Raw genomic sequence first — 23354 nt, 5'->3', positions numbered from 1 at the left:
GGGGTGGACAGGGCCTGTTCGGCCCGGTCTGCATGCCACAATCGATTCACAACGGCCCACTTTCCGACGCCTCAACATGCCTGCAGAACTGCGTATCGAACGATTCGGCTCCACCATGCTGCTCACCCTGAGCGACCCGGCCACCCGCAACACCCTGTCGCCGCAAATCTATGCGGCCTTTGTCGAGGCGCTGAACTACGCCGACGCCGAGGATCAGGTGCGCTGCGTGGTGCTGACCGGTGACGGCGGACACTTCTGTTCGGGCGGCAATCTGCAGCGCCTGGTCGGCAACCGCGCCGCCGGGCCGCAGGTGCAGACCGAGTCGATCGAGCGCTTTCACGAATTGGTGGAAGCCTTGCGCGCCTTCCCCAAACCGGTGATCGCGGCGGTGGAAGGTGCCGCAGCCGGCGCCGGCTTCTCGCTGGCGCTGACCTGCGACCTGCTGGTCGCGGCCAAGGATGCCCGCTTCGTGCTGTCCTATGGCCGGGTCGGCCTGTCACCCGACGGCGGCGCCGTCTCGCACCTGATGCAGGCCCTGCCGCGCAGCCAGGTGATGCAGCTGATGCTGCTGGCCGAGCCGATAGGCGCCGAGCAGTTGCACCGTCAGGGCGTCGTCAACTACCTGGCCGAGCCGGGTCAGGCGCTGACCCAGGCGCTGGAACTGGCCGAACGGTTGGGACAGATGGCGCCCAATGCGATGGCGAGTGCCAAGGATCTGGTGCACAAGGCCCAGGCCGGCGCCTTGCGCCAGCACCTGGCGCTGGAGCGCGACCACTTCGTCAACAACCTGTTCCACGACAACGGCGGCGAAGGCATCGAAGCCTTCTTCGGCCGCCGCCCGCCGCAGTTCAAGTAAGGCGCTTCAAACGTCGTAGCCGGGGCTGCGGCGATCCAGCCGGCGCAACAGGCCGGGCCAGTTCAGCGCCCCTGCACCCATGCCCTTGGTGACCTGGGCCGCCTGCCGCCCTGCCCCCTCGATAATCTCCGGGTGCACACGGGTCAGCTCGCCGCCGCCAGCCAGCGCGCGTATCTGTATCGTGCAGACGGCCTCGAAGAAATACATCGCGACAAAGGCGTCGGCAATCGTCGGCCCCAGGGTCAAAAGACCATGATTGCGCAGCATCAGATAGTTGTTGCGCCCCAGGTCCTGCACCAGGCGCGGCTTCTCGTCGTCGCGCAGGGCCACGCCCTCGTAGTCGTGATAGCCGAGACTGTTGAGCACAAAGATCGAATGCTGCGAGATCGGCAGCACGCCCTGGGCCTGGGCCGACACGGCCACGCCGTTCAGCGAATGGGTGTGCAGCACGCAGCCGGCGTCATGGCGGGCCGCATGCACGGCGCTGTGTATGGTGAACCCGGCCGGGTTGACTGGATACGGCCCCTCCTCCAGCTGCCGCCCCGTGCCGTCCACCTTGATCAGGCTGGACGCCGTGATCTCCTCGAACATCATGCCGTAGGGATTGATCAGGAACTGGTCCTCGCTGTCCGGCACACGAGCGCTGATGTGGGTGAAAACCAGATCGTCCCAACCGAACAGGGCGACCAGCCGGTAGGCGGCGGCCAGGTCCACGCGCTGCCGCCATTCGGCCTCACTGACCTGCCCGCGGCGATTGGGCATCAGAGGTAGAGCATGCGATGTCATCAGGGTCTCCTGGGGTTCGGCAGCGCGCCGGGCGGCAATAGATGCAGGTCTCAAACCGCAGCGCACGCACTCATGGACAATAGGGATGAACAGCAGGGTTCTGCTGTCACTTCAGCGACAAGGCATGAACAGCACAGTTCTTACAATTCTCGAACGCAGCAACATCGACTCGGGTTCGTGGTTCTCAAAGCTCTCCTTGGCCCTGCGCACCGATATCTTGGCACGCGCAACGGTGAGGCGGCTCAAGGACGGCGCGATGCTCTCCTCTCGCGGCGAACCCGCCGAAGAATGGATAGGTGTGGCCCGTGGCGCGGTGCGGGTCAGCTCGGTCTCGTTGTCGGGCAAGCAGGTCACGCTGACCTATGCGGAGCCGGGCGTCTGGTTCGGCGACATCGCCTTGATCGACGGTTTTCCGCGCACCCACGATGCCAGCGCCTATGGCGAGACCACCCTGCTGGCGGTGCGCAAGGCCGACTTCAAGGAGTTGCTGAAGACCCATGTCGAGCTTTACGACGCCTTGCTGCGCCTGAACTGCCGGCGCCTGCGCCTGATGTTCGACACCATCGAAGACCTCAACACCCGGCCGCTGGCCTCGCGCCTGGCCAAGCAGATCCTGCTGCTGGCCCGCTCCTATGGCGTGCAGCAGGGCGAGGAAATCCGCATCGGCCTGCAACTCGCCCAGGAAGACCTGGCCCAGCTGCTGGGCGCCTCGCGCCAACGGGTCAACCAGGAGCTGAAGTCCTTCGAGCGCGACGGCGCGGTGCGCGTCGAGCCCACCCGGCTGGTGGTGCTGAGCAAGGACAAGCTGCTGCAGATCGCCGAACGCTGACAGCACTCATCCTTGCGGGATGGGTCGCAGAACCAACCCTTTGAAGGATCAGAGCCATGGATATTGACGCCTTCACCGGCACACGTGCCGTTTCGGCACAGCAGCAATTCGACACCGAGGCCCTGGCCGCCTGGCTGAAGCCCCGAGTGCCCGGCTTTGCTGGGCCGCTGAGCGTCGAGCAATTCAAGGGCGGCCAGTCCAACCCGACCTACAAGCTCAACACCCCTGGAGGCAGCTATGTGATGCGGGCCAAGCCGGGGCCCGTCGCCAAGTTGCTGCCCTCCGCCCATGCCATCGAGCGCGAGTTCGCGGTCATGAAGGCCTTGCAGGGCAGCGACGTGCCGGTGCCGCGCATGCTGGCGCTGTGCGAGGACGAATCGGTGATGGGCCGCGCCTTCTATGTGATGGAGTTCATGCAGGGCCGCGTGCTGTGGGACCAATCGCTGCCCGGCATGAGCATGGCCGAGCGGGCCGCCATCTACGACGAGATGAACCGCGTGATGGCGGCGCTGCACAAGGTGGACTTTGCCGCCGTGGGGCTGAGCAGCTATGGCAAGCCGGGCAACTACTTCGAACGCCAGATCGGCCGCTGGAGCAAGCAGTACCTGGCCTCGGTGACCCAGGACATACCGGCGATGAGCGAGCTGATCGCCTGGCTGCCGGCCAACATCCCCGACTCGGCCCGTGACCCATCGGAAGTCTCCATCGTCCACGGCGACTACCGGATGGACAACCTCGTCTTTCACCCCACCGAACCGCGCGCGCTGGCGGTGCTGGACTGGGAGCTCTCAACCCTGGGTCACCCGCTGGCTGACTTCAGCTACCACTGCATGTCCTGGCATATCCAGACCTCGGGCGCGGCCCGCGGCCTGGGCGGCAAGGATCTGGCGGCCCTGGGTATTCCTGATGAGCTGAGCTATGTGCGGCGCTACTGCGAGCGCACCGGCCGGGCGGACGCCGAAACCGTGATGAAGGACTGGAACTTCTATATGGCCTACAACCTGTTCCGCATTGCCGCCATCCTGCAAGGCATTGCCAAGCGGGTGGAGGACGGCACGGCGTCCAGCGATCGCGCCCGCGAAACCGGCGCCGGCGCCCGGCCCATGGCCGAGCTGGGCTGGCAGTTCGCGAAGAAGTCTTGAGCGTCCCGAGTCAGCGCCGGGGCGGATCATCCTCGCCGGGCTGACTCTGCCAGGCGATCGACGAGGTGGTCGGCCAGCCGCCCTCGACGATCTTGGTATTGGCCCGCTGCGCTTCGGCACAGGCCACCTCGAACAGCTTCAACAGCGCCTCGATGATCTCGATGTCGGGCTCATCCAGGCCGAAGCGCAGATAGAGATTGCCACGCTGCGTCAGCATCAGCATCGGCGGCTCCTTGGCCAGCACGCCGGTCTCGCTGGCAACTTCCAGCGCCGTGCCCAGCGGCCCCTGCAGCCAGGTGGCAATCGCCTCCTTGGACATGCAGACCGCGCCGAAGCGGTTGCGCAGCAGCTTGGTGTTGAAGCCGGCGAACTTGGGAAACATCACCAGCCAGCGCACTTCTTCGGGCGTGTCGGTGTCGACCCGGGTCTTCAAGGTGTCGGTGTACATCTCGAACACCGAGGCCTCCAACTGCTCCATCAGCTGGCGCGACACCACCATCATCTGCAACTCGGGCGAGAGCTTGAGCTCGCAGCGTATGCGCAGCTCCGGCCCCTCGATATAGCTGCGCTGCGAGCTGCCCCACTCCATGCGCCAGGCACGCGGCCTGGCATCGGGATGCTCGACGACGAAACCCTGGCCGTCACGAATCAGCTTGAACTGCGCCCCCTGGTCCTCCGCCCACTCCGCCACCGCCTTCCAACGCAGGGCGTTGGCGCGGCCGGCAAACCAGTGTTTCAGATGCTTGAGCATGAGTCGGAACAATCCAATAAAGTCGGGGAACGGCCAGCCGCCTCCGCGGCGACCCTTTTTGAAAGGCCAAGGCAATGATCGAAGTGTATTCGTGGCCCACCCCCAACGGCCACAAGGTTCACATCATGCTGGAGGAGTGCGGCCTGCCGTATCGGGTGATTCCAGTGGATATTGGCGCCGGCGACCAGTTTGCGGCCTCATTCCTGGCCATCAGCCCCAACAACAAGATCCCGGCCATCGTCGACCCTGACGGCCCGGACGGCAAACCGATCAGCCTGTTCGAGTCGGGTGCCATCCTGCTCTATCTGGCCGGCAAGACCGGCAAGTTCCTGCCCCAGAGCACGCGCGCCAAGTACGAGGTGCTGGAGTGGCTGATGTTCCAGATGGGGGGCGTGGGGCCGATGCTGGGCCAGGCCCACCATTTCCGCATCTACGCGCCGGAGAAGATCGAGTACGCCGTCAACCGCTACACCAACGAAGCCAGACGCCTGTACGGGGTGATGAACAAGCGTCTGGCGGCCAGCACCTATATCGGTGGGCCGGAGTATTCGATCGCCGACATCGCCATCTTCCCCTGGTTGCGCTCATGGAAGAACCAGGGCATAGACTGGAACGAGTTCCCGCACCTGAAGGGCTGGTTCGACGAGATCGGCAAGCGCCCGGCCGTGCAGCGCGGGCTGGAGGTGCTGGCCGAGCACCGCAAGGTCTTGACCGACGACAAGGCCCGCGACGTGCTGTTTGGCGCGACGCAGTACAAGCGTCATTGAAGAGACGGGCCGCGCCGCGACAGGGGTCAGGACTTGACCAACTCCCCGCCGAGCGCGTCCATCAGATCGGGTATCAGCCGGCGCAGCTCGCCGGTGGCGATGGCCGCGTCGGCGTCAAACGCGTCGTCGTTGTGGGCCACGCCCTCGAACACCACGTCCAGGAATGAGACCTTCTTCAGCTGCATCGTGTCGGTCAGCATGAAGGAGACGCGGTCGTCCCAGCTCATCGCCAGCTTGGTCGGCTGCTTGCCGGCGGCGATATGGGCGCGCACTTCGTCGATGTCCAGCAGATGGCGCGCATAGCGCACCGTCGCCTTGGTCTCGTCCGGGGCCTTGAGCTCGCACTCGCGGTCTATGCTGAAGCCAGCCGGCGGCTCGCCGCTGGACAACCAGGCCGACATGCAGGCCGAGGCCGAGGCGGTGGTCTGCAGCAGCGTCAACACCAGCTTGGGGCAGGCCTCGACCAGGGCCGTGATCACCACATCGGACTTGCCCTGGCTGCCGGCATTGGTGCACAGCAGCTGCTTGTCCTTGTCGATCCAGACCAGCACCGACTCCTGCTTGGTGAAGGCCTTGGGCAGTAGCTCCAGCATCAGCTCGTCCTTGAGGTCCTTGGACTCCTTCTTGCCCGGCTTGCGCCCCGTCTCCTGCTCGATCTTCTTGACGCGCTGCTCCATCGCCCGCTTGACCACCGAGCCCGGCAGCACCTTCTTCTCGATCATCAGCTTGAGTATCCAGTGCCCGCCGACCGATTCGGCCAGCAGGCCATGGGCCACGCCGCGAGGCGATACCCAGCCCAGCGATTGCATCTGCGTGGCGCCACATTCGGCAAAGCGCCCCTTGTCCAATGCCTCTTCGAGTTCCGTCAACGTAGCCGACCAATCCGGGCCGATGCGATAGACCATCAGGTTCTTGAACACGGTTTTCCTCTTGAAGCGATGCGACGCCGCAGAAAATAGATGATGTGTGGTGGATTCCCGCCGGCCCAAGCATTGAAGAATGCTGGCCTGCCCGGAGGGACTCGAACCCCCGACCTGCTGCTTAGAAGGCAGCTGCTCTATCCAGTTGAGCTACGGGCAGAGGCAAAGAAGAAGGAAGAACGGAAGGAAGAAATTTTGATGGTCGGGGTGGAGAGATTCGAACTCCCGACCCTCTGGTCCCAAACCAGATGCGCTACCAGACTGCGCTACACCCCGAAGCCTTGCATTGTAGCCCGGCTTTGACAGGCCTCCGGGCAACAGCGTCAGATTTCTTCCAATTCAAGCAGCCGACCCTGGCCGGTGATGAAGGCGCAGCGCACCCCATCGCCCGGCTGCAGCTGACCTATCGCCTCGCGGTAGCGCGCCAGCTGCGCGCGATAACCGGCATCGCGCTCGGGCGCCGGATGCAGCTTGTAGTCCAGCACCCACCAGGTCTTGCGGCCCTGCTCGATGCGGCAGACCAGGCGGTCGATGCGCAAGTCCTGACCCTGGAAATTGATCGCCACCTCGTTGCCGGCCCAGCTCAGGCTTGCGGTATCGAAGAACGGCGCGCAGTCCGGGCTGCGCCAGATCGCCTCGGCGGCCCGCTCCAGCGACTGCTGCTGCTTGGCCGACAGGTCGAAGCTGCGGCCGGCCGCGGCCACCAGCTCGGCAAACGGCCGGACGGCAGGGCCACTGGCCCATTCAAGCGCGCGGTGCAGGGCCTCGCCGATGGCTGCCGTGTCGGCCACCGGCACCAGGGCCTGATCCTCGGGGGCGGCCTCTGCACGCAGGGTCGGCGGCACGGCCAGGGCCGGCAGGCTCAGCAAGGTGCACTGAGCGACAGCCCTGGCCTGTGCGGTCTCCTGCCGGGCCTCGGGCCAGGGTGTGGCCAGCGGGCTCAGCCGCGCCCACCAGTTGCCGGTGCCGGCGTGCGCCCGGCGCGGCGGCGTGCGGCTGATCACCAGGCAGCTGCGCGCCCGTGTCATCGCCACGTAGAGCGCGTTGAGCTCCTCGCGGGCGCGCTGCTGGCGCTCGTCCTCGAGCAGGGGCAGCAGGGCCGGCGGGCAGCGTGATTCGGAGGCCAGAAAGGCCACGCGGGCCGGCGCGGCGGCATGCACCGGCCAGTCAACGGCCAAGGTGGCCGATTCGGCGCGCGTTGGCGCGGCATCGGTGTCCATCAGGAACACCACCCTCGCCTCCAGGCCCTTGGCGCCATGGACGGTCAGCAGCTGCACGGCATCGGGCTCGCTGGGCCAGGACAGTTTCAGCGCCCGCTTCTTCAGCGCCCGCACCAGGCTGTAGACGCTGGCATAGCGGCCACCGTCAAGATCCAGCACCAGGGCCAGTAGCGCATCGACGGCAGCCAGGCGCTGGCGCCGTTCGCTGGGCGGCACGGCGGCGGCCAGGCGGGCCGTCAGATCGCCCTCGAACACGATGCGGTCCAGCAGGTCATGCGGCGGCACGCGGCCGGCCAGCCGGGACCAGCGCTGCAGCAGGGTCTTGGCGCGCTGCAGAGCTGGGCTGGCCTCGGCATCGACTGTCATCAGCGCCGACCACCAGGAGCAGGGCCGGGCGCGGGCGATGTCGGCCAGGCTCAGCAGATCGGCCTCGCTGGCACCGAGCAGCGGACTGCGCAGCGCATGGGCCAGTGACAAGGCATGGCCTGGCGAGGCCAGCACATCCAGCAGGGCCAGCAGGTCGCGCACATCGGGCGCGTCCAGCAGCGCAGTGTCCTCGGGCGCAGCATGGGGCAGCTCCAGCGCTTTCAGGGCCTGGGCGAGCACACGCAGCGGTTCGCGCTTGCGCGCCAGCACGAAGATCTCGCCGGGCGACACGCCCTGCCCCACAAGCGTCTGTATGGCCGTAGCGATGTTGCGCGCCTCCGCCGCGCGGCGGTGCTCCTCCAGCTCGTGGCGCGCCTCGGTCAGGCTGGGGCGCCAGCCGGTAGCGTCCTTGGTCGCTGCTGACGAGGCCTCGTCCGCATCGGCCAGCACGAACAGGCCGTCCAGCGCCGCAGGCGTGCCGACCTCGGTCGTGTGGCTGCGAAAGCCCAGATAGGCGCCCTGCTCGCCCGCCGCCTCGAACACGCTGTTGACGGTCGCCAGCACCGGCAGCGCATTGCGCCGCGTGTGGTCGCACTCCAGCACCGCACCGCCCAGGCCCTGGACGACGAACTCACGCGCCGCCGCGAACACCCGCGGCTCGGCGCGGCGGAAGCGGTAGATGCTCTGCTTCGGGTCACCGACGATGAACACCGCCGGCGGCTTCTGCCCGCTGAAGCCACCACCGGCGCCACTGTAGGACGACAGCCAGGCGTACAGCGCGTGCCACTGCAGCGGGCTGGTGTCCTGGAATTCGTCGATCAGCACATGGCGCACGCGGGCATCCAGCCGCTCCTGCACCCAGCCGGACAGATCAGCGTCGGCCAGCAGGGCGAGCGCGCCACGCTCCAGATCGTTCATGTCGACCAGGCCACGCGACGATTTCAGCGCCTCGTACTCGCTCAAGAGCACGCGGGACAGGCCCACCAGCTGCAGATGTTCGCACCGTGCCTCGTGCTGGGCGATCGCCGCGGCCAGCAGGGTGAGCCGCTCAAGGCCCTCGTCCAGCAGAGAGCTGTCGCCCAGATTCTTGCGCGGCGTGCCGGTGGCGGTGAACAGGGCCAGCCGCGCGGCGTCGAAGGCGGCGCGGTCGTCGGCCAGGCTCAGCGCCTGCTCCAGTGCGCTGCCGGCCTTCTGCGGGGTGACGCCCTTGGTCGCGCCGAGGACCTGGGCCAGGGCCGTCAGCGGCCGCGTCCAGGCCGGCAGACGCAGGGCCTGCACAGGGTGTGCCAGGCCTGCAAATGCGGCATCAACGCTGTCGGCACCAGGCATGCTGTCCTCCAGCACCGAATCGGCCAGGCGCAGCTCGACGCGCTTGGAGAAGGCCGACTCCAGCCAGCGCGTCACCGTGCTGCGGCCCCGCGCCGCCACCAAGGCCTGGTAGTCGGCCAACAGTTCTGCATCGTCCAGTACCTGACCGTGGAAGCGCAGCCACAGCTCGGGCATCAGATCGGTCTCGTCCTCGACCAGCTGCAGCTCGGGCGACAAGCCCTGTGCCTGCAGCAGTTCCATCGGCGCGGCGCGCAGCAGTTGCGAGAACCAGGCGTGAAAGGTGCGGATCTCGACCGCACGGCCGCCGATCAGCAGCTTGGCATGAAGGTCGCCCAGCAAGACCTGGCCCTGAGCGGCCTGCTCAGCGCTCATGCCTCGGTCCACCAGCGCCTGAATCCGCGCCTCGGGCGTGCTGTGGGCGCGGCTGAACTCGCGCAGCCAGTCGCTCAGCCGGTCGCGCATCTCGCCGGCGGCCTTGCGGGTGAAGGTGATGGCGACGATCTCCTGCGGCGCGGCACCGTCCAGCAGCGCGCGCAGGATGCGCGACACCAGCATCCAGGTCTTGCCGGCGCCGGCGCAGGCCTCGACGACGACGCTGCGCGCCGGGTCGCAGGCCACGCGGTAGAAGCGCTCGCGCGCCACCAGCGCACCATCCAGCCGGTAGGCCGGCCCTGAAGCATTCATCGATCCTTCATCCATGCTCAAGCGTGTTCCTGTGCAGACCAATCGTCGCGCCGGCACAGGCCGCGCATCTCGCAGTGCTCGCAGATCGCCCCCTCGCCGAGCGCCGGCAGGCGCTGGCCGCCGTGGATGGCCAGCAGGTCCTGGCCCAGGCCCTGCAGCATCTGCTGCGCCGAGGCCTGCGGGTCTTCATGCTCGACCCGCTCAATGCGCTGGGCATCGTCCAACGCCAGGTAGATTGCACGCATCGGTCTATCGGGGTCCACGCCGTCCAGCGGTTGGGCGTCCATCAGCGCGGCATAGACGGCCAGCTGGGTGTCTTCCAGCGGGTCGGACACCCTGTCCTTCAGGCCCGCCGCCCCGCCGGTCTTGTAGTCCACCAGCAGCAGTTCCAGGCCCCGCTTGCCGCTGAGCAGGTCGATACGATCCAGCCGGCCGCGCAGCTTGATTTCAGCCAGCACGCCATCCTGCCAGGCTGCGGGATGGACCTCCCGGTCCAGCTCGCCGGCCGCCCACATCGCGCCCTCGGCCTCGTGGCCGCGCAGCCAGTCCAGATAGCGCGGCACAAAGCGCTGGAAGCTGGCCTCGAACGGCAGAAAGGCGGCAGCGTCCAGGCCCAGCGCCGCGCTCTGCGCCGTGGCGGCCTGCTGCATCAGCGCGACTTCGTCGCTGCCGGGCTGCTCGACGCGCCAGCGGTGAAAGTCATACAGCACGCCATGCAACCAGGTGCCGTAGTCGCGCTTGTCGACCTCGTCGCCCAGTTCGTCGGTCTCGCGCAGGCCCAGGAGCACGCGGCTGAAGAATTGATAAGGGCAGCCGCGCAGCGACTCGACCGCGCTGGCGCTGAGCGCCCGCGGCAGACGGCCCGAGGCCTGGGCCGAGGCGCGCGCTTGAGGCCGCAGCGCCACGTTGGTGGGCACCCGGGCGTCCTGCCAGGGCTGGACAGGTGCATGGCCTGCCGCTTCCAGCGCCTGCTGCAGACGCTCCAGCAGGGGGCTTGCCGACAGCGGCTCCGAACCATTGGCCAAGCGCCGCAGCAGGGTCAGCGCCGGGGCGCGCATCAGCTGGGCAAAGGCTGCCGTCTGGGCGTCGCGCCGCTGCGCCTGAGTGGGCAGGCCCAGCGCCTCAGCCACCGCTTCGCCGGTCAGCGAAGCGCCAGCGCCCGCTGCGCCCAGGGTCTGCGCATCGGCGCCGGGCAGCACTACGGCGGCAAAGGGCCGCAAAATCGCCCGCACCAGCGGTGTGATGTGGACCTGAGGCAGGGCCTCGCCGGGCTGGGGCACGAATTGCTGCGCCTCCAGGCATTGGTCCACCCAGGCGACGAATTCGGCCGGGCTCAGCTGGCTGCCGCGCTGCACGGCATCGCGCGCCGAACCGGGCCAGGCAAGTTGCTGCAGGCTCAGCGCGGCAATCAGCTGCGGGCCTGATGGCGCCGACTGCAACTCGGCCCAGGCCTCGGCCTGCTGCAGCACGTCCCGCAGGCTCTCCAGCCAGGCGCCCAGGCTGCGTTTGGCTCCGCCCTGCAAGGGCTGCAGCACCTGCCGGGCACGCTGCCACAACCGCGCCGCGCCCTCGCTCAGTTGCTCGGGCCGTACCGAGGCCGCCCGGGTCCAGCCCTGGCTGCGGCACTTGGATTCGAGCTGCTGCAGGCTGGCGTAGGTGCTGTCGCCATCGAGGCGCCGTGCGATGTCGCTCTTCAGCCAGTCCAGCCAGTCGTCCAGGGTGGCATGGCCGCCTGCGGCGCGCAGCAGGGCCATCAGCTGGGCGGCCGCCGGCAGCGTGGACAGCGTCCAGCCGGTTTCGTCGGCCAAGGCCACGCCGCCGCGCTCCAGCAGGGCGCGCACGCGGCGCAGCAGCAGACGGTCCTGGGCAATCAGCGCCACCGGCACCCGGCCGGCATTGACGTGGGCCAGCACGGCAGCCGCTGTGCACTGGGCCTCGTCCTCGAAGTCGCTGCACAGGGCCAGCTCCAGTGTGCCCAGCGGCGGATGCTGGTCGAACAGCGAGTCCAGCCGCAGATCGGTGTCCAGCCGCAAGACCTGGCCGCCGCGGGCCTCCAGCACCGCTGCCACGGCCTCGCCCAGCGGATCGGCCCCACCCGCCTGGACCAGCACCAGGCCTGGCACCGGCATCGCGAACAGGGCATCCGTCACCGGGCTGGACGCGGTGGCCGCAGCCCACTCCAGTGCCAACCGGGCCAGACTCCGCTCCATCTCGCCGGGGCCGCCGGCGGCCAGCGCCGCGCGTGCCTGTTCCCAATAGGCCGCCCTGAGCTCCGGCGATTGCTGCGCCGCCGCCCGCGCCCACAGGTGTGCCGTCGCTACGACACGCGACACTGCCAGCTGAAAACCCCGGGGATCGCGCCGTTTCCAGTCCCGCGCCCAGGCCTGGCTGCCCAGCAGGTCGGCCGCACTGAGCTGATCGGTAGCCACATCGAAGCTGATGTCGCCCCCCTCGGGTGGCAGCTCCGGGGCCAGGCTCTCGGCCAGGGTGCGCGTGGTCTCCAGCCGCGGCGGCCAGCCGCCCTGGGCCATCCAGGCGCGGCGCGCCAGCGGCAGATGTTGGGCAAAGGGCAGCAGCACGACGCAGTCGCGAGGCGCCAGTTCCAGCCTGGCCATCCAGTCGCTGGAGATGGCCGCGATGCGCGACCAGATCAGGACCGCCGTGTGGTCGGTATCGAGGGGGAGTTGTGGCATCTTCGCTGTCTTGGCCCGCACGCCCGACAGGGGCGTGGGCTTTGTGTCAGAATCATTGTGCCTTGATGTATGGCCGATGGTCGGCCACCGAGAGGACTAATTCAATGAGCAGCGAACTGATCAAACACATCTCCGACGCGTCGTTCGACGCGGACGTGCTCCAGGCCGACAAGCCCGTGCTCGTCGACTACTGGGCCGAATGGTGCGGCCCCTGCAAGATGATTGCCCCTATCCTGGATGAGCTGTCCAAGGACTACGACGGCCGTCTGCAGATCACCAAGATGAATGTGGACGAGAACCGCGATGTGCCCGCCAAGTTCGGTATTCGCGGCATTCCGACCCTGATGCTGTTCAAGGGCGGCCAGCTCGCCGCGACCAAGGTTGGCGCCCTCTCGAAAGCCCAGTTGACGGCCTTCGTCGACGCGCATCTATAATCACTTCCAAAGCCGCTCGGGCTGCCGCAGACGATCCAGACGATCGGCCGGCCCTGGCGGCCCAGCAAAGTTCTGCCACCACGCCCGATTTCGGCGCGTGGACTCGGCCTAAAGCTCCAACGTTTTTCAGTTCATCGTTCGCAAGCCTTGCGCTTGATCGGCCTTTGTGACGTTCGCGAGCCCTCGCAGCCGGCAATTCCGCCGAGCCGCGAGTCGCAGCCGATGTTTTCCGTTGAAGACCCTTGGCAGGGACTTCGACGACCTACAGGGTGTTAACCCATGCATCTTTCAGAACTAAAAGCGCTCCACGTTTCCGAGCTCATCAAGATGGGCGAGGCACTGGAGATCGACAACGTCGCTCGACTGCGCAAGCAGGAGCTGATGTTTGCGATCATGAAAAAGCGCGCCAAAGGCGGGGAGCAGGTGTTCGGCGACGGCGTGCTGGAGGTGCTGCCTGACGGCTTTGGCTTCCTGCGCTCGCCCGACGCCAGCTATATGGCCTCGACCGACGACATCTATCTGAGCCCCAGCCAGATCCGCCGCTTCAATCTGCACACCGGCGACATGGTCGAGGGCGAGGTGCGCGTGCCCAAGGACGGCGAACGCTACTTCGCCCTGGTCAAGGTGGACCGCGTCAACGAGCTGACGCCCGAGGAGAGCAAGAACAAGATCATGTTCGAGAACTTGACGCCCTTGTTCCCCAAGGAGCAGTTCAAGCTCGAGCGCGACATCAAGAGCGACGAGAACATCACCGGCCGCATCATCGATCTGGTGGCGCCCATCGGCAAGGGCCAGCGCGCCCTGCTCGTCGCCCAGCCCAAGACCGGCAAGACGGTGATGATGCAGCAGCTGGCCCATGCCATCGTTGCCAACCATCCCGAGGTCTACCTGATCGTGCTGCTCGTCGATGAGCGGCCCGAGGAAGTGACGGAAATGCTGCGCACCGTGCGTGGCGAGGTCATCAGCTCGACCTTCGACGAACCGGCTGCCCGCCACGTGCAGGTCGCCGAGATGGTGATCGAGCGGGCCAAGCGCCTCGTCGAGCTGAAGCGCGACGTGGTCATCCTGCTGGACTCGATCACCCGTCTGGCCCGCGCCTACAACAATGTGCTGCCCTCGTCGGGCAAGGTGCTGACCGGTGGTGTGGACGCCAATGCGCTGCAGCGCCCCAAGCGCTTCTTCGGCGCGGCACGTAACGTTGAAGAAGGCGGTTCGCTGACCATCATCGGCACGGCGCTGATCGACACCGGCAGCCGCATGGACGAGGTGATCTACGAAGAGTTCAAGGGCACCGGCAACTGCGAAATCCATCTGGACCGTCGCATGGCCGAGAAGCGCGTCTATCCGTCCATCCTGATCAACAAGTCGGGCACACGCCGCGAAGAACTGCTGCTGAAGCCCGAGATCCTGCAAAAGACCTGGATTCTGCGCAAGCTGCTGTACCCGATGGACGAGATCGAGGCGATGGAGTTCGTGCTCGACAAGATGAAGTCCACCAAGAGCAATATCGATTTCTTCGACATGATGCGAAGAGGCGGTTGATTTTGGTGGCTCCAGGTGCGCGTAATCCGCGCACCAGCGGCGCGCCGGTTCGGACGCCAAAAAACAGTATATAATCCGCGTTTTTCCGCTGTCGGAAAGTGCGTCGCATGGTGCGGCAAGGCTCCCGGCACGTCAGCGCGAAACAAGCGAGAGGCTCCCCATGAAAGACGGCATTCACCCCAACTACCGCGAAATCTGCTTCGTGGACCTGTCCAACGGTTTCAAGTTTGTGACGCGTTCCTGCGCACAGACCAAAGAAATGGTGAAGATGGAAGACGGCCGCGAACTGCCGTTGTTCAAGCTGGAAACCACCAGCGAATCGCATCCGTTCTACACCGGCACGCAGAAGAGCATCGACTCGCTGGGTGGTCGCGTCGAGAAGTTCCGCAACAAGTTCACGCGCATCGGCGCCGCCGTCAAGAAGTAAGACTGGCAGGACTTGTACCAAGAAGGCAGCTCAGGCTGCCTTTTTTCGTTTCTGCCCCTCTTTGCGGCATGATCCCGCACTGACAAGAACCACAGCCCACAAGCCGACTGCGTGAACCTCCCAACCCCTGCCATCGCCACCGAGCGCAGTGCCACGCGGCTGCCGCGCCTGGCCCTGATCCTGTTTTGCGCGGCCTATGTGCTGCCCGGCCTGTTCGGACGCGCGCCCTGGCGCAATGCCGACGTCACCGCCTTCGGCTATATGGCCAGCATCGCCAAGGGCCTGGCGTCCTGGTGGCACCCGACGATTGCCGGCATCCCGGCCGAAGGCGCGCTGCTGCCCTACTGGGTCGGTGCGCTGTTCATCAAGGCCCTGCCCTTTGCCGATGCCGCCTTTGCCGCCCGCCTGCCCTTCGGCCTGGCCCTGGTCGGCGTGCTGATGCTGACCTGGTACAGCAGCTTTCACCTGGCCCGCACCGACGCCGCCCAGCCGGTCGCCTTCGCCTTCGGCGGCGAGGCCCATGCGATCGACTATGCACGCGCGCTGGCCGATGGCTCGCTCCTGGCCCTGATCGCCAGCCTGGGCCTGCTGCAGCTGGGCCATGAGACGACGCCCGAGCTGGCCCAGCTACTGGCCGCCACCCTGCTGCTCTATGGCATCGCCGCCGCCCCGTTCAAGCCGCGCAAGGCCCGCCTGGCGGTGCTGCTGGCCCTGCCGGTGCTGGCCGCCAGCGGCGCGCCGGCCGTGGCCGTAGCGCTCGGCTTGCTGGGCGCCTTGATCTGCTTTCGTTCCAGCTATGACGAGGTGCACCGCCTGGTGGTCTGGCTGCTGGCGGCCTCGGCACTCGCGGCCCTGGCGGCCTGGGGCACCGGTGCCTGGCGCTGGCGCGTGGCAGCTCCCGTGTCGGCGCTGGATCTGGCCCAGCAGATGCTCACGATGACGGCCTGGTTCGCCTGGCCGGCCTGGCCGCTGGCGGCCTGGACGCTGTGGCGCTGGCGCACCTATTGGCAGCGCCGCCACATCCTCGTGCCGGCGATGTGTGTGGCGGTCGGCTTTGCCACCAGCCTGATGATGGACGGTTCGGACCGCGCACTGCTGCTGGCCCTGCCCCCGCTGGCCGTACTCGCCGCCTTTGCCCTGCCCACCTTGCGCCGCAGCGTGGCCGCGGCCGTGGACTGGTTCTCGGTGTTCTTCTTCTCGGCCTGTGCGCTGATCGGCTGGCTGTACTACAGCGGCATGCACACCGGCAGCCCGGCCTGGGCGCTGCGTGGTCTGAAGCGGCTGTATGAAGGCTTCGAGCCGCAGTTCGGTGCGGTGGCCCTGGTCTTTGCCACGGCCGCCACCCTGGCCTGGATGTGGCTGGTGCGCTGGCGCACCGCCAAGCATCAACATGCGCTGTGGAAGAGCCTGGTGCTGCCGGCCGGCGGCGTGGCCCTGTGCTGGCTCTTGCTGATGACGCTCTGGCTGCCGCTGCTGGACTATGTGCGCAGCAACCGGCCGCTGATGGAACGTCTGCAGGCTCAGTTGCCGGCGCAGATCAACTGCCTGGCGGCGCCCGGCGTGGCGCTATCGCATCTGGCCGCCATGGAGCTGCAGAGCAACTGGTCCTGGCATATCGATGGCGTGACGCCACTGGCCGCCAGCCGCTGCGACTATCTGGTGCAGCAGAGCATTGGGCCGGCCGTGCCCGCCCTGGCCGGCTGGCACCTGGTCGCCCAGCTGCGCAGGCCCAGCGACAAGCAGGCCTACACCCTGCTGTACAAACGGCTGTAGTGCGGGCGGGTGTGAGGTTCAGGCCGCTTCCAGCACCGGTTCACGCACCCGGGCGGCCGGAAACAACAACCTGAATCGCGAGCCCTTGCCGGGCTCGCTCTGGATGTCCAGCGCACCGCCATGGCGCTGCACCACGTGTTTGACGATGGACAGGCCCAGGCCGGTGCCGCCGGTCTCGCGCGAGCGGCTGCCATCTACCCGGTAGAAGCGCTCGGTGAGGCGGGGAATGTGTTCGCGTGAGATGCCCAGCCCGGAGTCGGCGACACTGAGTTCGCCCGACCCATCGGCCTGCACAACCCAGGCGATGTCGATACGCCCACCCTCCGGCGTGTAGCGCACCGCATTGTTGACCAGATTGGCCATGGCACTGAACAACTCGGACTCCTGCCCGGCCAGCTGCGCAGGCGTGGCTTGCCAGAGCTTGATCTCATGCCGACCGGCCGACAGCGCCTGGCCATCCGCGGCCACCCGCTTGAGCAGCGCATCGACGGAAACCCAGGTGTCGGCGCCGGGCCGCGGGCTGCCCTCCAGCTGCGCCAAGGTCAGCAGGTCGCTGACCAGGCTCTGCATGCGCTGCGTCTGCTGTGTCATCAGGTGCAGCACGCGCTTGCGCTCGACCTCGGTCAGCGGCAGCGAGTCCATGGTCTCGATGAAGCCGGCCAGCACCGTCAGCGGGGTGCGAATCTCGTGCGAGACATTGGCCACGAAGTCGCGTCGCATCGCCTCGGAGCGCTCGCGCTCGGTGACGTCCTGCGACAGCACCAGGCGCATGCCCTCGCCGAAGCTGCGCAACACCACCGACAGCGTGCCCGGCCCCCGCGCATTGCTCAGCAGCAGGGTGTCGTCATCGCGCCCGGACTGCAGATGGGCGACAAAGGCCGGGAAGCGCACAAGATTGGTGATGCGCTGCTGACGGTCGCGCAGCGGATCGAGCGAGAAGTGGTCGGCCCCGACCTTGTTGCACCAGATGATGTGCTCCTGCGCGTCCAGCAGCAGCACGCCATTGGGCGAGGCCTCGATGGCCGACAGAAATTGCTCCAGCTGCAGGCGTTCGCGGGCAATGATCTTGTCGCGGTCACGCACCAGGCGCTCGACACGGTAGGCCAGCTCACCCCACAGCCCCGCATCGCGGGGTGCGCCCTCCTGCTGCGAGCCCTTGAGCCACTGGATCAGGCGATGGCCGCGAACCCCGTCGAGCAACACCAGTACCCCCACGCTGATGGCCGCACCGATCACGGCGCTGAGCAAGGGAATCTTGAACAGCGTGCCGGCCCACATGCCGAACACGCCACCGAGGGCCACGGCAAACGCCGCCAAAAACAGACGCGATGCGAACCAGCTCACAAGTGATTTCCGCGGGGTTTATTCGGCCGTGGCGCTGACGTGCTGGGTCAGGCGATAGCCCGCGCCGCGCACGGTCTCAATCATGCGGTGGCAAAGCGCCGGCTCCAGCGCACCGCGCAGGCGTTTGACGTGTACATCGACCGTACGCTCCTCGATGAAGACATGGTCGCCCCAGACGCGGTCCAGCAGCTGCGAGCGGCTGTGCACACGTTCCGGATGGGTCATGAAGAAATGCAGCAGGCGGAACTCGGTCGGGCCCAGCTTGACCTCGACACCGTCTCGGGTCACGCGGCGCGTGCCCGGGTCCAGGCTCAGGCCGCCGACCTCGACCAGCGAATCCAGCGCCTCGGGCGCCTTGCGGCGCAGCACCGCACGGATGCGTGCCAGCAACTCGTTGGTCGAAAAGGGCTTGGTCAGATAGTCATCGGCGCCGGCATCAAGACCCGACACCTTGTCGGTTTCCTCCGCGCGGGCGGTGAGCATGATGATGGGCAGGTCGCGGGTGCGGGCCTGGCCGCGCCATTGACGCGCCAGCGCCAGGCCGGACTGGCCGGGCAGCATCCAGTCCAGCACCACCAGTTCGGGCAGCACACGGTCCACCTCGAACTGCGCCTGATCGGCCGTGGCCGCGATGGTGACCTCGAAACCGGCGTGGCGAAGATTGATGGAAATCAGCTCGGCGATCGCCGATTCGTCTTCAACCACTAGAACGCGACTCATGCGTTGAACTCCAGGGATAGGGTTGTAGGGATCAGCGCACCATCGTCTCAACCGCCTCAGGCGTGTTGTGACGCACATCGGTGCCCTTGACCACGTAGATGATGACCTCGGCCAGGTTCTTCGCGTGGTCGCCCACACGCTCGATCGCCTTGGCCACGAAGATCATGTCAATGCTGCTGGAGATGGTGCGCGGGTCTTCCATCATGTAGGTGATGAGCTTGCGCATCAGGCCATCGAACTCCTTGTCGATCTGGTCGTCCTGCTTGAGCACCTCCAGCGCGCGCTCGACATCGAGGCGGGCGAAGGCGTCCAGCGCCTTGCGCAGCTGGGCGGTGGCCAGATCGGCCTCGAAGGCCAGATCGGCCATCGGCAGACGCAGCCGGCTGGAGACGCCGGAGTTCATCAGTCGCTGCACGGTGCGAGCCACACGGGCAGCCTCGTCACCGACACGCTCAAGGTTGGCAATGGCCTTTGAGATCGCGATCAGCAGGCGCAGGTCGCGGGCCGTGGGCTGGCGGCGGGCGATGATGCTTGAAAGGTCGCGATCGATCTCCATCTCCATCGCATTGACCTGCTCCTCGACCTTCAGCACGGTGCTGGCCAGATCGCCATTGAACTGCGTCAAGGAGGCAATGGCCTGAACGACCTGAGACTCCACCAGGCCGCCCATCTCGAGCACGCGGGTGGAGATGCCGCTCAGCTCGGCGTCGAATTGGGTGGAAAGATGCTTGTCTACCATGTGGTTGCTCCCGTTGAGGGTTTATTGGATACCGTGAGGATGGCAGGTCGCGGGCGCCTCAACCGAAGCGTCCGGTGATGTAGTCCTCGGTGTCCTTCTTTTTGGGTTTCATGAACAGATCCGACGTCGGCCCGAACTCGATCAGGTCGCCCAGGTACATATAGGCGGTGAAGTCCGAGCAACGCGCCGCCTGCTGCATGTTGTGCGTGACGATCAGCACCGTGTAGTCGCTCTTCAACTCGTGGATCAGCTCCTCGATCTTGCCGGTCGAGATCGGGTCCAGCGCCGAGCAGGGCTCATCAAGCAGCAGGACCTCGGGCTTGATGGCAATGCCGCGCGCGATGCACAGGCGCTGCTGCTGGCCGCCGGAGAGGCTCGCGCCGCTCTGGTTGAGCTTGTCCTTGACCTCGGTCCACAGAGCCGCCTTCTTCAAGGCCCATTCGACGCGCTCGTCCATCTCCACGCGCGGCAAGGTCTCGAACAGCTTCACGCCGAAGGCGATGTTGTCGTAGATCGACATCGGGAACGGCGTCGGCTTCTGGAACACCATGCCGACCTTGGCCCGTATCAGGCTCACATCCAGCTTGCTCTGCAGGATGTTCTCGCCGTCGAGCAGGATCTGACCTTCCGCGCGCTGCTCCGGATAGAGCGCGAACATGCGGTTGAAGCAGCGCAGCAGGGTGGACTTGCCGCAGCCCGACGGACCGATGAAGGCGGTGACCTTCTTCTCGGGAATGTCCAGGTTGATGTGCTTCAGCGCGTGGAAGCTGCCGTAATAGAAATTCAGGTCCCGCACCGACAGCTTCGGCGCGACGATCGTGGGAGCGTTCACATGGGCATCCATCTTGGATCCTCTTCTTGAATCAATGCTTGTTGCGGAACATCACGCGGGCGGCAATATTCAGTGCCAGCACGCCCATGGTGATCAGGAACACCCCGGCCCAGGCCAACTTCTGCCAGTTCTCATAGGGGCTCATCGCGAATTTGAAGATCGTCACCGGCAGGCTGGCCATCGGCTGGCCCAGGTCCATGCTCCAGAACTGGTTGGACAGCGCGGTGAACAGCAGCGGTGCGGTTTCGCCGGCAATGCGCGCCAGGGCCAGCAGGATGCCGGTCACGACACCGGCACGTGCCGACTTCAGCGTGATGTTGGAAATCACCCGCCACTTCGGCGTGCCCAGCGCATAGGCGGCCTCGCGCATCGCATTGGGGATCAGGGTCAGCATGGTTTCGGTCGTGCGTATCACCACCGGAATGACGATCAGCGCCAGGGCCAGGATGCCGGCATAGCCGGAGAAGGCCTTGAAGCGGGCCACCACCAGCGCGTAGATGAACAGGCCGATAACGATGCTGGGGGCCGACAGCAGGATGTCATTGATGAAGCGCGTGGTGCTGCCCAGCCAGGTACGCTGGCCATACTCGGCCAGATAGACGCCGGCCATGATGCCGATCGGCGTGCCCAGGAAGGTGGCCAGGGCCACCATCGTGAGCGAACCGAAGATCGCATTCGCCAGCCCCCCGGTCTCCGACATCGGTGGCGGGGTCATCTCGGTGAACAACGCCAGCGACAGGCCACCCAGACCCAGCCGGAAGGTCTCGAACAGAATCCAGATCAGCCAGAACAGGCCGAAGGCCATGGCGCCCAGCGAAAGCGTCAAGGCGATCGCATTGATGCGCTTGCGGCGCCTGTGCATGGCCATGCGGCCGGAATCCAATGAGTTGATGCTCATGTGCGGCTCCCCTCGCCCTTCTTCAGCTGCGACAGCAGCACCTTTGACAGTGCCAGCACCACGAAGGTGATGAAGAACAGAATCAAGCCCAGATAGATCAGCGAGGCCTGGTGCAGGCCCTCCTCGGCCTCGGCAAACTCATTGGCCAGCGCCGAGGTGATGCTGTTGGCCGCGGCAAACAGCGACGGCGAATCGAGCTGGTTCATATTGCCGATCACGAAGGTGATGGCCATGGTCTCGCCCAGTGCCCGCCCCAGACCCAGCATGATGGCGCCGATCACGCCGGCCTTGGTGTACGGCAGCACCACGCGGAACACCACCTCCCAGGTCGTCGAACCCAGCCCGTAGGCCGATTCGCGCAGCATCGCCGGGGTGGTCTCGAACACATCGCGCATCACCGCGGCGATGAAAGGAATGATCATGATGGCCAGGATCACGCCGGCAGAGAAGATGCCTATGCCGACCGGCGCGCCTTCGACCAGGCGGCTGAGGACAGGCACCCCATGCAAAAGCTTTTGCAGCGGCTGCTGCACATAGGTGGCGAGGATGGGACCGAACACCAGCAGGCCCCACATCCCATAGACGATGGAGGGCACGGCGGCCAGCAGTTCCACCGCAATACCCAAGGGCCGGCGCAGCCAGCCGGGAGACAGCTCGGTCAGGAACAGGGCAATGCCGAAGCTCACCGGCACGGCGATCAGCAACGCGATGATGGAGGTCATCAAGGTGCCGTAAATCATCACCAGGCCGCCGTACTGGTTCTTCACCGGATCCCAGTCGCTGCGCCACAGAAAGCTCAGGCCGTACTCGCGTATCGCCGGCATCGCGCTGACCAGCAAGGAGCCGATGATGCCCAGCAGGAGCAGGAGCACCAGCCAGGCCGCACCGTGGGCGAGCAGCGAAAACACGATATCAGCCCAGGGCGAGGCCTTGCGCTGCACCGGTGGCTCGCCGACGGGCTCGGTGCGCGCCTTGTCTTGCGCCTGGGGGAAAGGTGAAGCGGGAAGAGTTGCGGCCACGGCCTGTCCTCGGTCAAATGGCAAACCGGACATCAGCGTCCGGTTTGCCTGCTCTCATCGATAGGATCCGATTACTTGAACGCCACGGCCTTGCCGGCGCCGTCCTTGATCTCGCCCCATTGCTTGCGCACCAGGTTCTTGACGCTATCCGGCAGGGTCACGTACTCCAGGTCAGCGGCCATCTTGTCGCCATTGCCATAGGCCCAGTCGAAGAACTTCAGCGAATTGGTGGCCTGGACCGGCTTGTCCTGGTTCTTGTGCATCAGGATGAAGGTGGCGCCGGTCAAGGGCCAGCTGTCCTTGCCCGGCTGCTCGGTCAGCACCTGGTAGAAGGACTTGTTCCAGTCGGCGCCAGCAGCGGCGGCCTTGAAGTTCAGGTCATCCGGGCCGACGAAGGCACCCGCAGCGTTCTTCATCAACACATGGGACATCTTGTTCTGCTTGGCGTAGGCGTACTCGACATAGCCGATGGCGCCGGGCAGGCGCTGCACGAAGGCCGACACGCCCTCGTTGCCCTTGCCGCCCGCACCGGTGGGCCAGTTCACTGCGGCGCCCTCGCCGACCTTGCTCTTCCACTCGGCATTCACCTTGGACAGGTAGTTGGTGAAGATGAAGCTGGTGCCCGAACCGTCGGCGCGGCGCACCACGGCGATCGCCTCGTCGGGCAGCGGCACACCGGGGTTCAGCGCGGTCAGCGCCGGGTCGTTCCACTTGGCGATCTTGCCCAGGTAGATGTCGCCCAGCAACTGGCCGGTCAACTTGATCTGGCCGGGCTGGATGCCCTTGATATTGACGACGGGCACCACGCCACCGATCACGGTGGGGAACTGCACCAGGCCGTCCTTGGCCAGTTCGTCGTCGGTCAGCGGCATGTCGGAGGCACCGAAGTCCACCGTCTTGGCACGGATCTGCTTCAGGCCTGCGCCAGACCCGACCGACTGGTAGTTGATGCGGGCACCGGTGGCCTTGTTGTAGGCATCGGCCCACTTCGAATAAACCGGGGCGGGGAAGCTCGCACCGGCACCGGTGACATCCTGGGCTTGCACCGAGGCGGCCAGAGTCATCGAGGCCGAGAGAATCAAAACGCTAGAAATCTGGGCAATTTTCATGATTCACCTGTCGCGGTGTAGGGGTTGGCAATGCCCTGCACTGTAGGGACGGCTGATGACAGTGATGTGACACAGCCTGTCATAAACATATCCTTTCGCACCCACATGAGAGTGAAGCGACCATTGTCACAATTCATCGCCGAGTTGTCACAAAGTCATTTCAGTTGCTCCACT

General features: G+C 66.1%; 20 protein-coding genes and 2 tRNA genes. 8 read left to right on the top strand and 14 right to left on the bottom strand.

Translation table 11 applies throughout. The features are described from left to right. Positions 1-76: 76 nt before the first annotated feature. Entirely contained in the window at positions 77-856 is a 780-nt protein-coding gene (locus DES47_RS03180; protein WP_133699191.1) for an oxepin-CoA hydrolase, alternative type, read from the top strand. A 6-nt stretch (positions 857-862) separates the two neighbouring features. On the opposite strand, the gene DES47_RS03175 is transcribed toward DES47_RS03180, so the two are convergent. After that, positions 863-1642 (bottom strand): class II aldolase/adducin family protein, encoded by a 780-nt coding sequence (locus DES47_RS03175; protein WP_133699190.1) that lies wholly within the window; start codon positions 1640-1642, stop codon positions 863-865. 124 nt (positions 1643-1766) lie between these two features. On the opposite strand from DES47_RS03175, the gene DES47_RS03170 reads away from it, so the two are divergent. Together DES47_RS03170 and DES47_RS03165 are read left to right on the top strand one after the other, a co-directional pair. Further along, entirely contained in the window at positions 1767-2471 is a 705-nt protein-coding gene (locus DES47_RS03170; protein ID WP_133699189.1) for a Crp/Fnr family transcriptional regulator, read from the top strand. A 56-nt stretch (positions 2472-2527) separates the two neighbouring features. Next, positions 2528-3613, top strand: coding sequence for a phosphotransferase (locus tag DES47_RS03165; RefSeq protein WP_133699188.1), 1086 nt, complete (start codon positions 2528-2530; stop codon positions 3611-3613). A gap of 10 nt (positions 3614-3623) precedes the next feature. On the opposite strand, the gene DES47_RS03160 is transcribed toward DES47_RS03165, so the two are convergent. Then, complete coding sequence (locus DES47_RS03160) at positions 3624-4364, bottom strand: hypothetical protein (protein ID WP_133699187.1); 741 nt, start codon at positions 4362-4364, stop codon at positions 3624-3626. Positions 4365-4438: 74 nt separating this feature from the next. Here DES47_RS03160 and DES47_RS03155 point away from each other — a divergent pair, with 74 nt between their 5' ends. Beyond that, entirely contained in the window at positions 4439-5131 is a 693-nt protein-coding gene (locus DES47_RS03155) for a glutathione S-transferase N-terminal domain-containing protein (RefSeq protein ID WP_133699186.1), read from the top strand. Positions 5132-5157: 26 nt separating this feature from the next. Here DES47_RS03155 and DES47_RS03150 read toward each other — a convergent pair whose 3' ends face one another. The 5 genes from DES47_RS03150 to DES47_RS03130 all read right to left on the bottom strand — a co-directional run bounded on the left by DES47_RS03150 (position 5158) and on the right by DES47_RS03130 (position 12343). Beyond that, on the bottom strand, positions 5158-6051 hold the full coding sequence (locus DES47_RS03150) for a recombination-associated protein RdgC (protein ID WP_133699185.1): 894 nt from the start codon (positions 6049-6051) through the stop codon (positions 5158-5160). A gap of 83 nt (positions 6052-6134) precedes the next feature. Beyond that, positions 6135-6211: transfer RNA gene (locus DES47_RS03145), tRNA-Arg, on the bottom strand. A gap of 39 nt (positions 6212-6250) precedes the next feature. Further along, positions 6251-6327, bottom strand: a tRNA-Pro gene (locus tag DES47_RS03140). A gap of 47 nt (positions 6328-6374) precedes the next feature. Beyond that, a complete protein-coding gene (locus DES47_RS03135) occupies positions 6375-9650 on the bottom strand; it encodes a UvrD-helicase domain-containing protein (RefSeq protein ID WP_166651824.1) in 3276 nt (1091 codons plus the stop codon). A 17-nt stretch (positions 9651-9667) separates the two neighbouring features. Then, entirely contained in the window at positions 9668-12343 is a 2676-nt protein-coding gene (locus DES47_RS03130; protein ID WP_133699183.1) for a PD-(D/E)XK nuclease family protein, read from the bottom strand. A gap of 104 nt (positions 12344-12447) precedes the next feature. Here DES47_RS03130 and trxA point away from each other — a divergent pair, with 104 nt between their 5' ends. From trxA to DES47_RS03110, 4 genes are all read left to right on the top strand, one after another. Beyond that, positions 12448-12777 carry a thioredoxin TrxA gene (gene trxA, locus DES47_RS03125; protein WP_133699182.1) on the top strand — a complete coding sequence of 110 codons (330 nt, stop codon included), beginning with the start codon at positions 12448-12450 and terminating at the stop codon, positions 12775-12777. 279 nt (positions 12778-13056) lie between these two features. Continuing rightward, positions 13057-14319, top strand: coding sequence for a transcription termination factor Rho (rho, locus tag DES47_RS03120; protein WP_133699181.1), 1263 nt, complete (start codon positions 13057-13059; stop codon positions 14317-14319). A gap of 160 nt (positions 14320-14479) precedes the next feature. Then, the gene (locus DES47_RS03115) at positions 14480-14746 is read left to right on the top strand and encodes a type B 50S ribosomal protein L31 (protein WP_133699180.1); all 267 of its coding nucleotides are present in this window, start codon (positions 14480-14482) and stop codon (positions 14744-14746) included. 111 nt (positions 14747-14857) lie between these two features. Next, on the top strand, positions 14858-16519 hold the full coding sequence (locus tag DES47_RS03110; RefSeq protein WP_133699179.1) for a hypothetical protein: 1662 nt from the start codon (positions 14858-14860) through the stop codon (positions 16517-16519). 18 nt (positions 16520-16537) lie between these two features. Here the strand turns inward: DES47_RS03110 and phoR are convergent, their stop codons facing one another. The 7 genes from phoR to pstS are packed head-to-tail and all read right to left on the bottom strand — an operon-like array spanning position 16538 to position 23180. Next, positions 16538-17863, bottom strand: a complete 1326-nt coding sequence (phoR, locus tag DES47_RS03105) for a phosphate regulon sensor histidine kinase PhoR (RefSeq protein ID WP_133699178.1) — start codon at positions 17861-17863, stop codon at positions 16538-16540. 18 nt (positions 17864-17881) lie between these two features. Then, positions 17882-18583: a phosphate regulon transcriptional regulator PhoB gene (phoB, locus tag DES47_RS03100; protein ID WP_133699177.1), complete on the bottom strand. Its 702-nt coding sequence runs from the start codon at positions 18581-18583 to the stop codon at positions 17882-17884. Between the two features lie 31 nt (positions 18584-18614). Next, positions 18615-19322, bottom strand: coding sequence for a phosphate signaling complex protein PhoU (phoU, locus tag DES47_RS03095; protein WP_133699176.1), 708 nt, complete (start codon positions 19320-19322; stop codon positions 18615-18617). A gap of 58 nt (positions 19323-19380) precedes the next feature. Next, the gene (pstB, locus tag DES47_RS03090) at positions 19381-20166 is read right to left on the bottom strand and encodes a phosphate ABC transporter ATP-binding protein PstB (protein WP_133699175.1); all 786 of its coding nucleotides are present in this window, start codon (positions 20164-20166) and stop codon (positions 19381-19383) included. Positions 20167-20185: 19 nt separating this feature from the next. Continuing rightward, on the bottom strand, positions 20186-21052 hold the full coding sequence (gene pstA / locus DES47_RS03085) for a phosphate ABC transporter permease PstA (protein ID WP_133699174.1): 867 nt from the start codon (positions 21050-21052) through the stop codon (positions 20186-20188). Beyond that, a complete protein-coding gene (pstC, locus tag DES47_RS03080) occupies positions 21049-22104 on the bottom strand; it encodes a phosphate ABC transporter permease PstC (protein WP_133699173.1) in 1056 nt (351 codons plus the stop codon). The genes pstA and pstC overlap by 4 nt, the downstream gene beginning before the upstream one ends. A gap of 38 nt (positions 22105-22142) precedes the next feature. After that, entirely contained in the window at positions 22143-23180 is a 1038-nt protein-coding gene (pstS, locus tag DES47_RS03075) for a phosphate ABC transporter substrate-binding protein PstS (RefSeq protein ID WP_133699172.1), read from the bottom strand. Positions 23181-23354 lie beyond the last annotated feature (174 nt).

The sequence above is a fragment of the Roseateles toxinivorans genome (assembly GCF_004362525.1).
GTDB lineage: Bacteria > Pseudomonadota > Gammaproteobacteria > Burkholderiales > Burkholderiaceae_C > Paucibacter > Paucibacter toxinivorans.
Note: the sequence above shows the minus strand (reverse complement) of the source record. Positions and strands in the feature narration are given on the sequence as shown.

What these genes read in the sequence shown, in the direction of transcription:
- pstC (WP_133699173.1), bottom strand. Translation starts at nt 22,104, where the DNA reads ATGTCCGGTTTGCCATTTGACCGAGGACAGGCCGTGGCCGCAACTCTT.
- DES47_RS03165 (WP_133699188.1), top strand. Translation starts at nt 2,528, where the DNA reads ATGGATATTGACGCCTTCACCGGCACACGTGCCGTTTCGGCACAGCAG.
- DES47_RS03170 (WP_133699189.1), top strand. Translation starts at nt 1,767, where the DNA reads ATGAACAGCACAGTTCTTACAATTCTCGAACGCAGCAACATCGACTCG.
- DES47_RS03135 (WP_166651824.1), bottom strand. Translation starts at nt 9,650, where the DNA reads ATGAATGCTTCAGGGCCGGCCTACCGGCTGGATGGTGCGCTGGTGGCG.
- DES47_RS03115 (WP_133699180.1), top strand. Translation starts at nt 14,480, where the DNA reads ATGAAAGACGGCATTCACCCCAACTACCGCGAAATCTGCTTCGTGGAC.
- trxA (WP_133699182.1), top strand. Translation starts at nt 12,448, where the DNA reads ATGAGCAGCGAACTGATCAAACACATCTCCGACGCGTCGTTCGACGCG.
- pstS (WP_133699172.1), bottom strand. Translation starts at nt 23,180, where the DNA reads ATGAAAATTGCCCAGATTTCTAGCGTTTTGATTCTCTCGGCCTCGATG.
- phoB (WP_133699177.1), bottom strand. Translation starts at nt 18,583, where the DNA reads ATGAGTCGCGTTCTAGTGGTTGAAGACGAATCGGCGATCGCCGAGCTG.
- pstB (WP_133699175.1), bottom strand. Translation starts at nt 20,166, where the DNA reads ATGGATGCCCATGTGAACGCTCCCACGATCGTCGCGCCGAAGCTGTCG.
- DES47_RS03175 (WP_133699190.1), bottom strand. Translation starts at nt 1,642, where the DNA reads ATGACATCGCATGCTCTACCTCTGATGCCCAATCGCCGCGGGCAGGTC.
- rho (WP_133699181.1), top strand. Translation starts at nt 13,057, where the DNA reads ATGCATCTTTCAGAACTAAAAGCGCTCCACGTTTCCGAGCTCATCAAG.
- pstA (WP_133699174.1), bottom strand. Translation starts at nt 21,052, where the DNA reads ATGAGCATCAACTCATTGGATTCCGGCCGCATGGCCATGCACAGGCGC.
- phoU (WP_133699176.1), bottom strand. Translation starts at nt 19,322, where the DNA reads ATGGTAGACAAGCATCTTTCCACCCAATTCGACGCCGAGCTGAGCGGC.
- DES47_RS03180 (WP_133699191.1), top strand. Translation starts at nt 77, where the DNA reads ATGCCTGCAGAACTGCGTATCGAACGATTCGGCTCCACCATGCTGCTC.
- DES47_RS03130 (WP_133699183.1), bottom strand. Translation starts at nt 12,343, where the DNA reads ATGCCACAACTCCCCCTCGATACCGACCACACGGCGGTCCTGATCTGG.
- DES47_RS03160 (WP_133699187.1), bottom strand. Translation starts at nt 4,364, where the DNA reads ATGCTCAAGCATCTGAAACACTGGTTTGCCGGCCGCGCCAACGCCCTG.
- DES47_RS03155 (WP_133699186.1), top strand. Translation starts at nt 4,439, where the DNA reads ATGATCGAAGTGTATTCGTGGCCCACCCCCAACGGCCACAAGGTTCAC.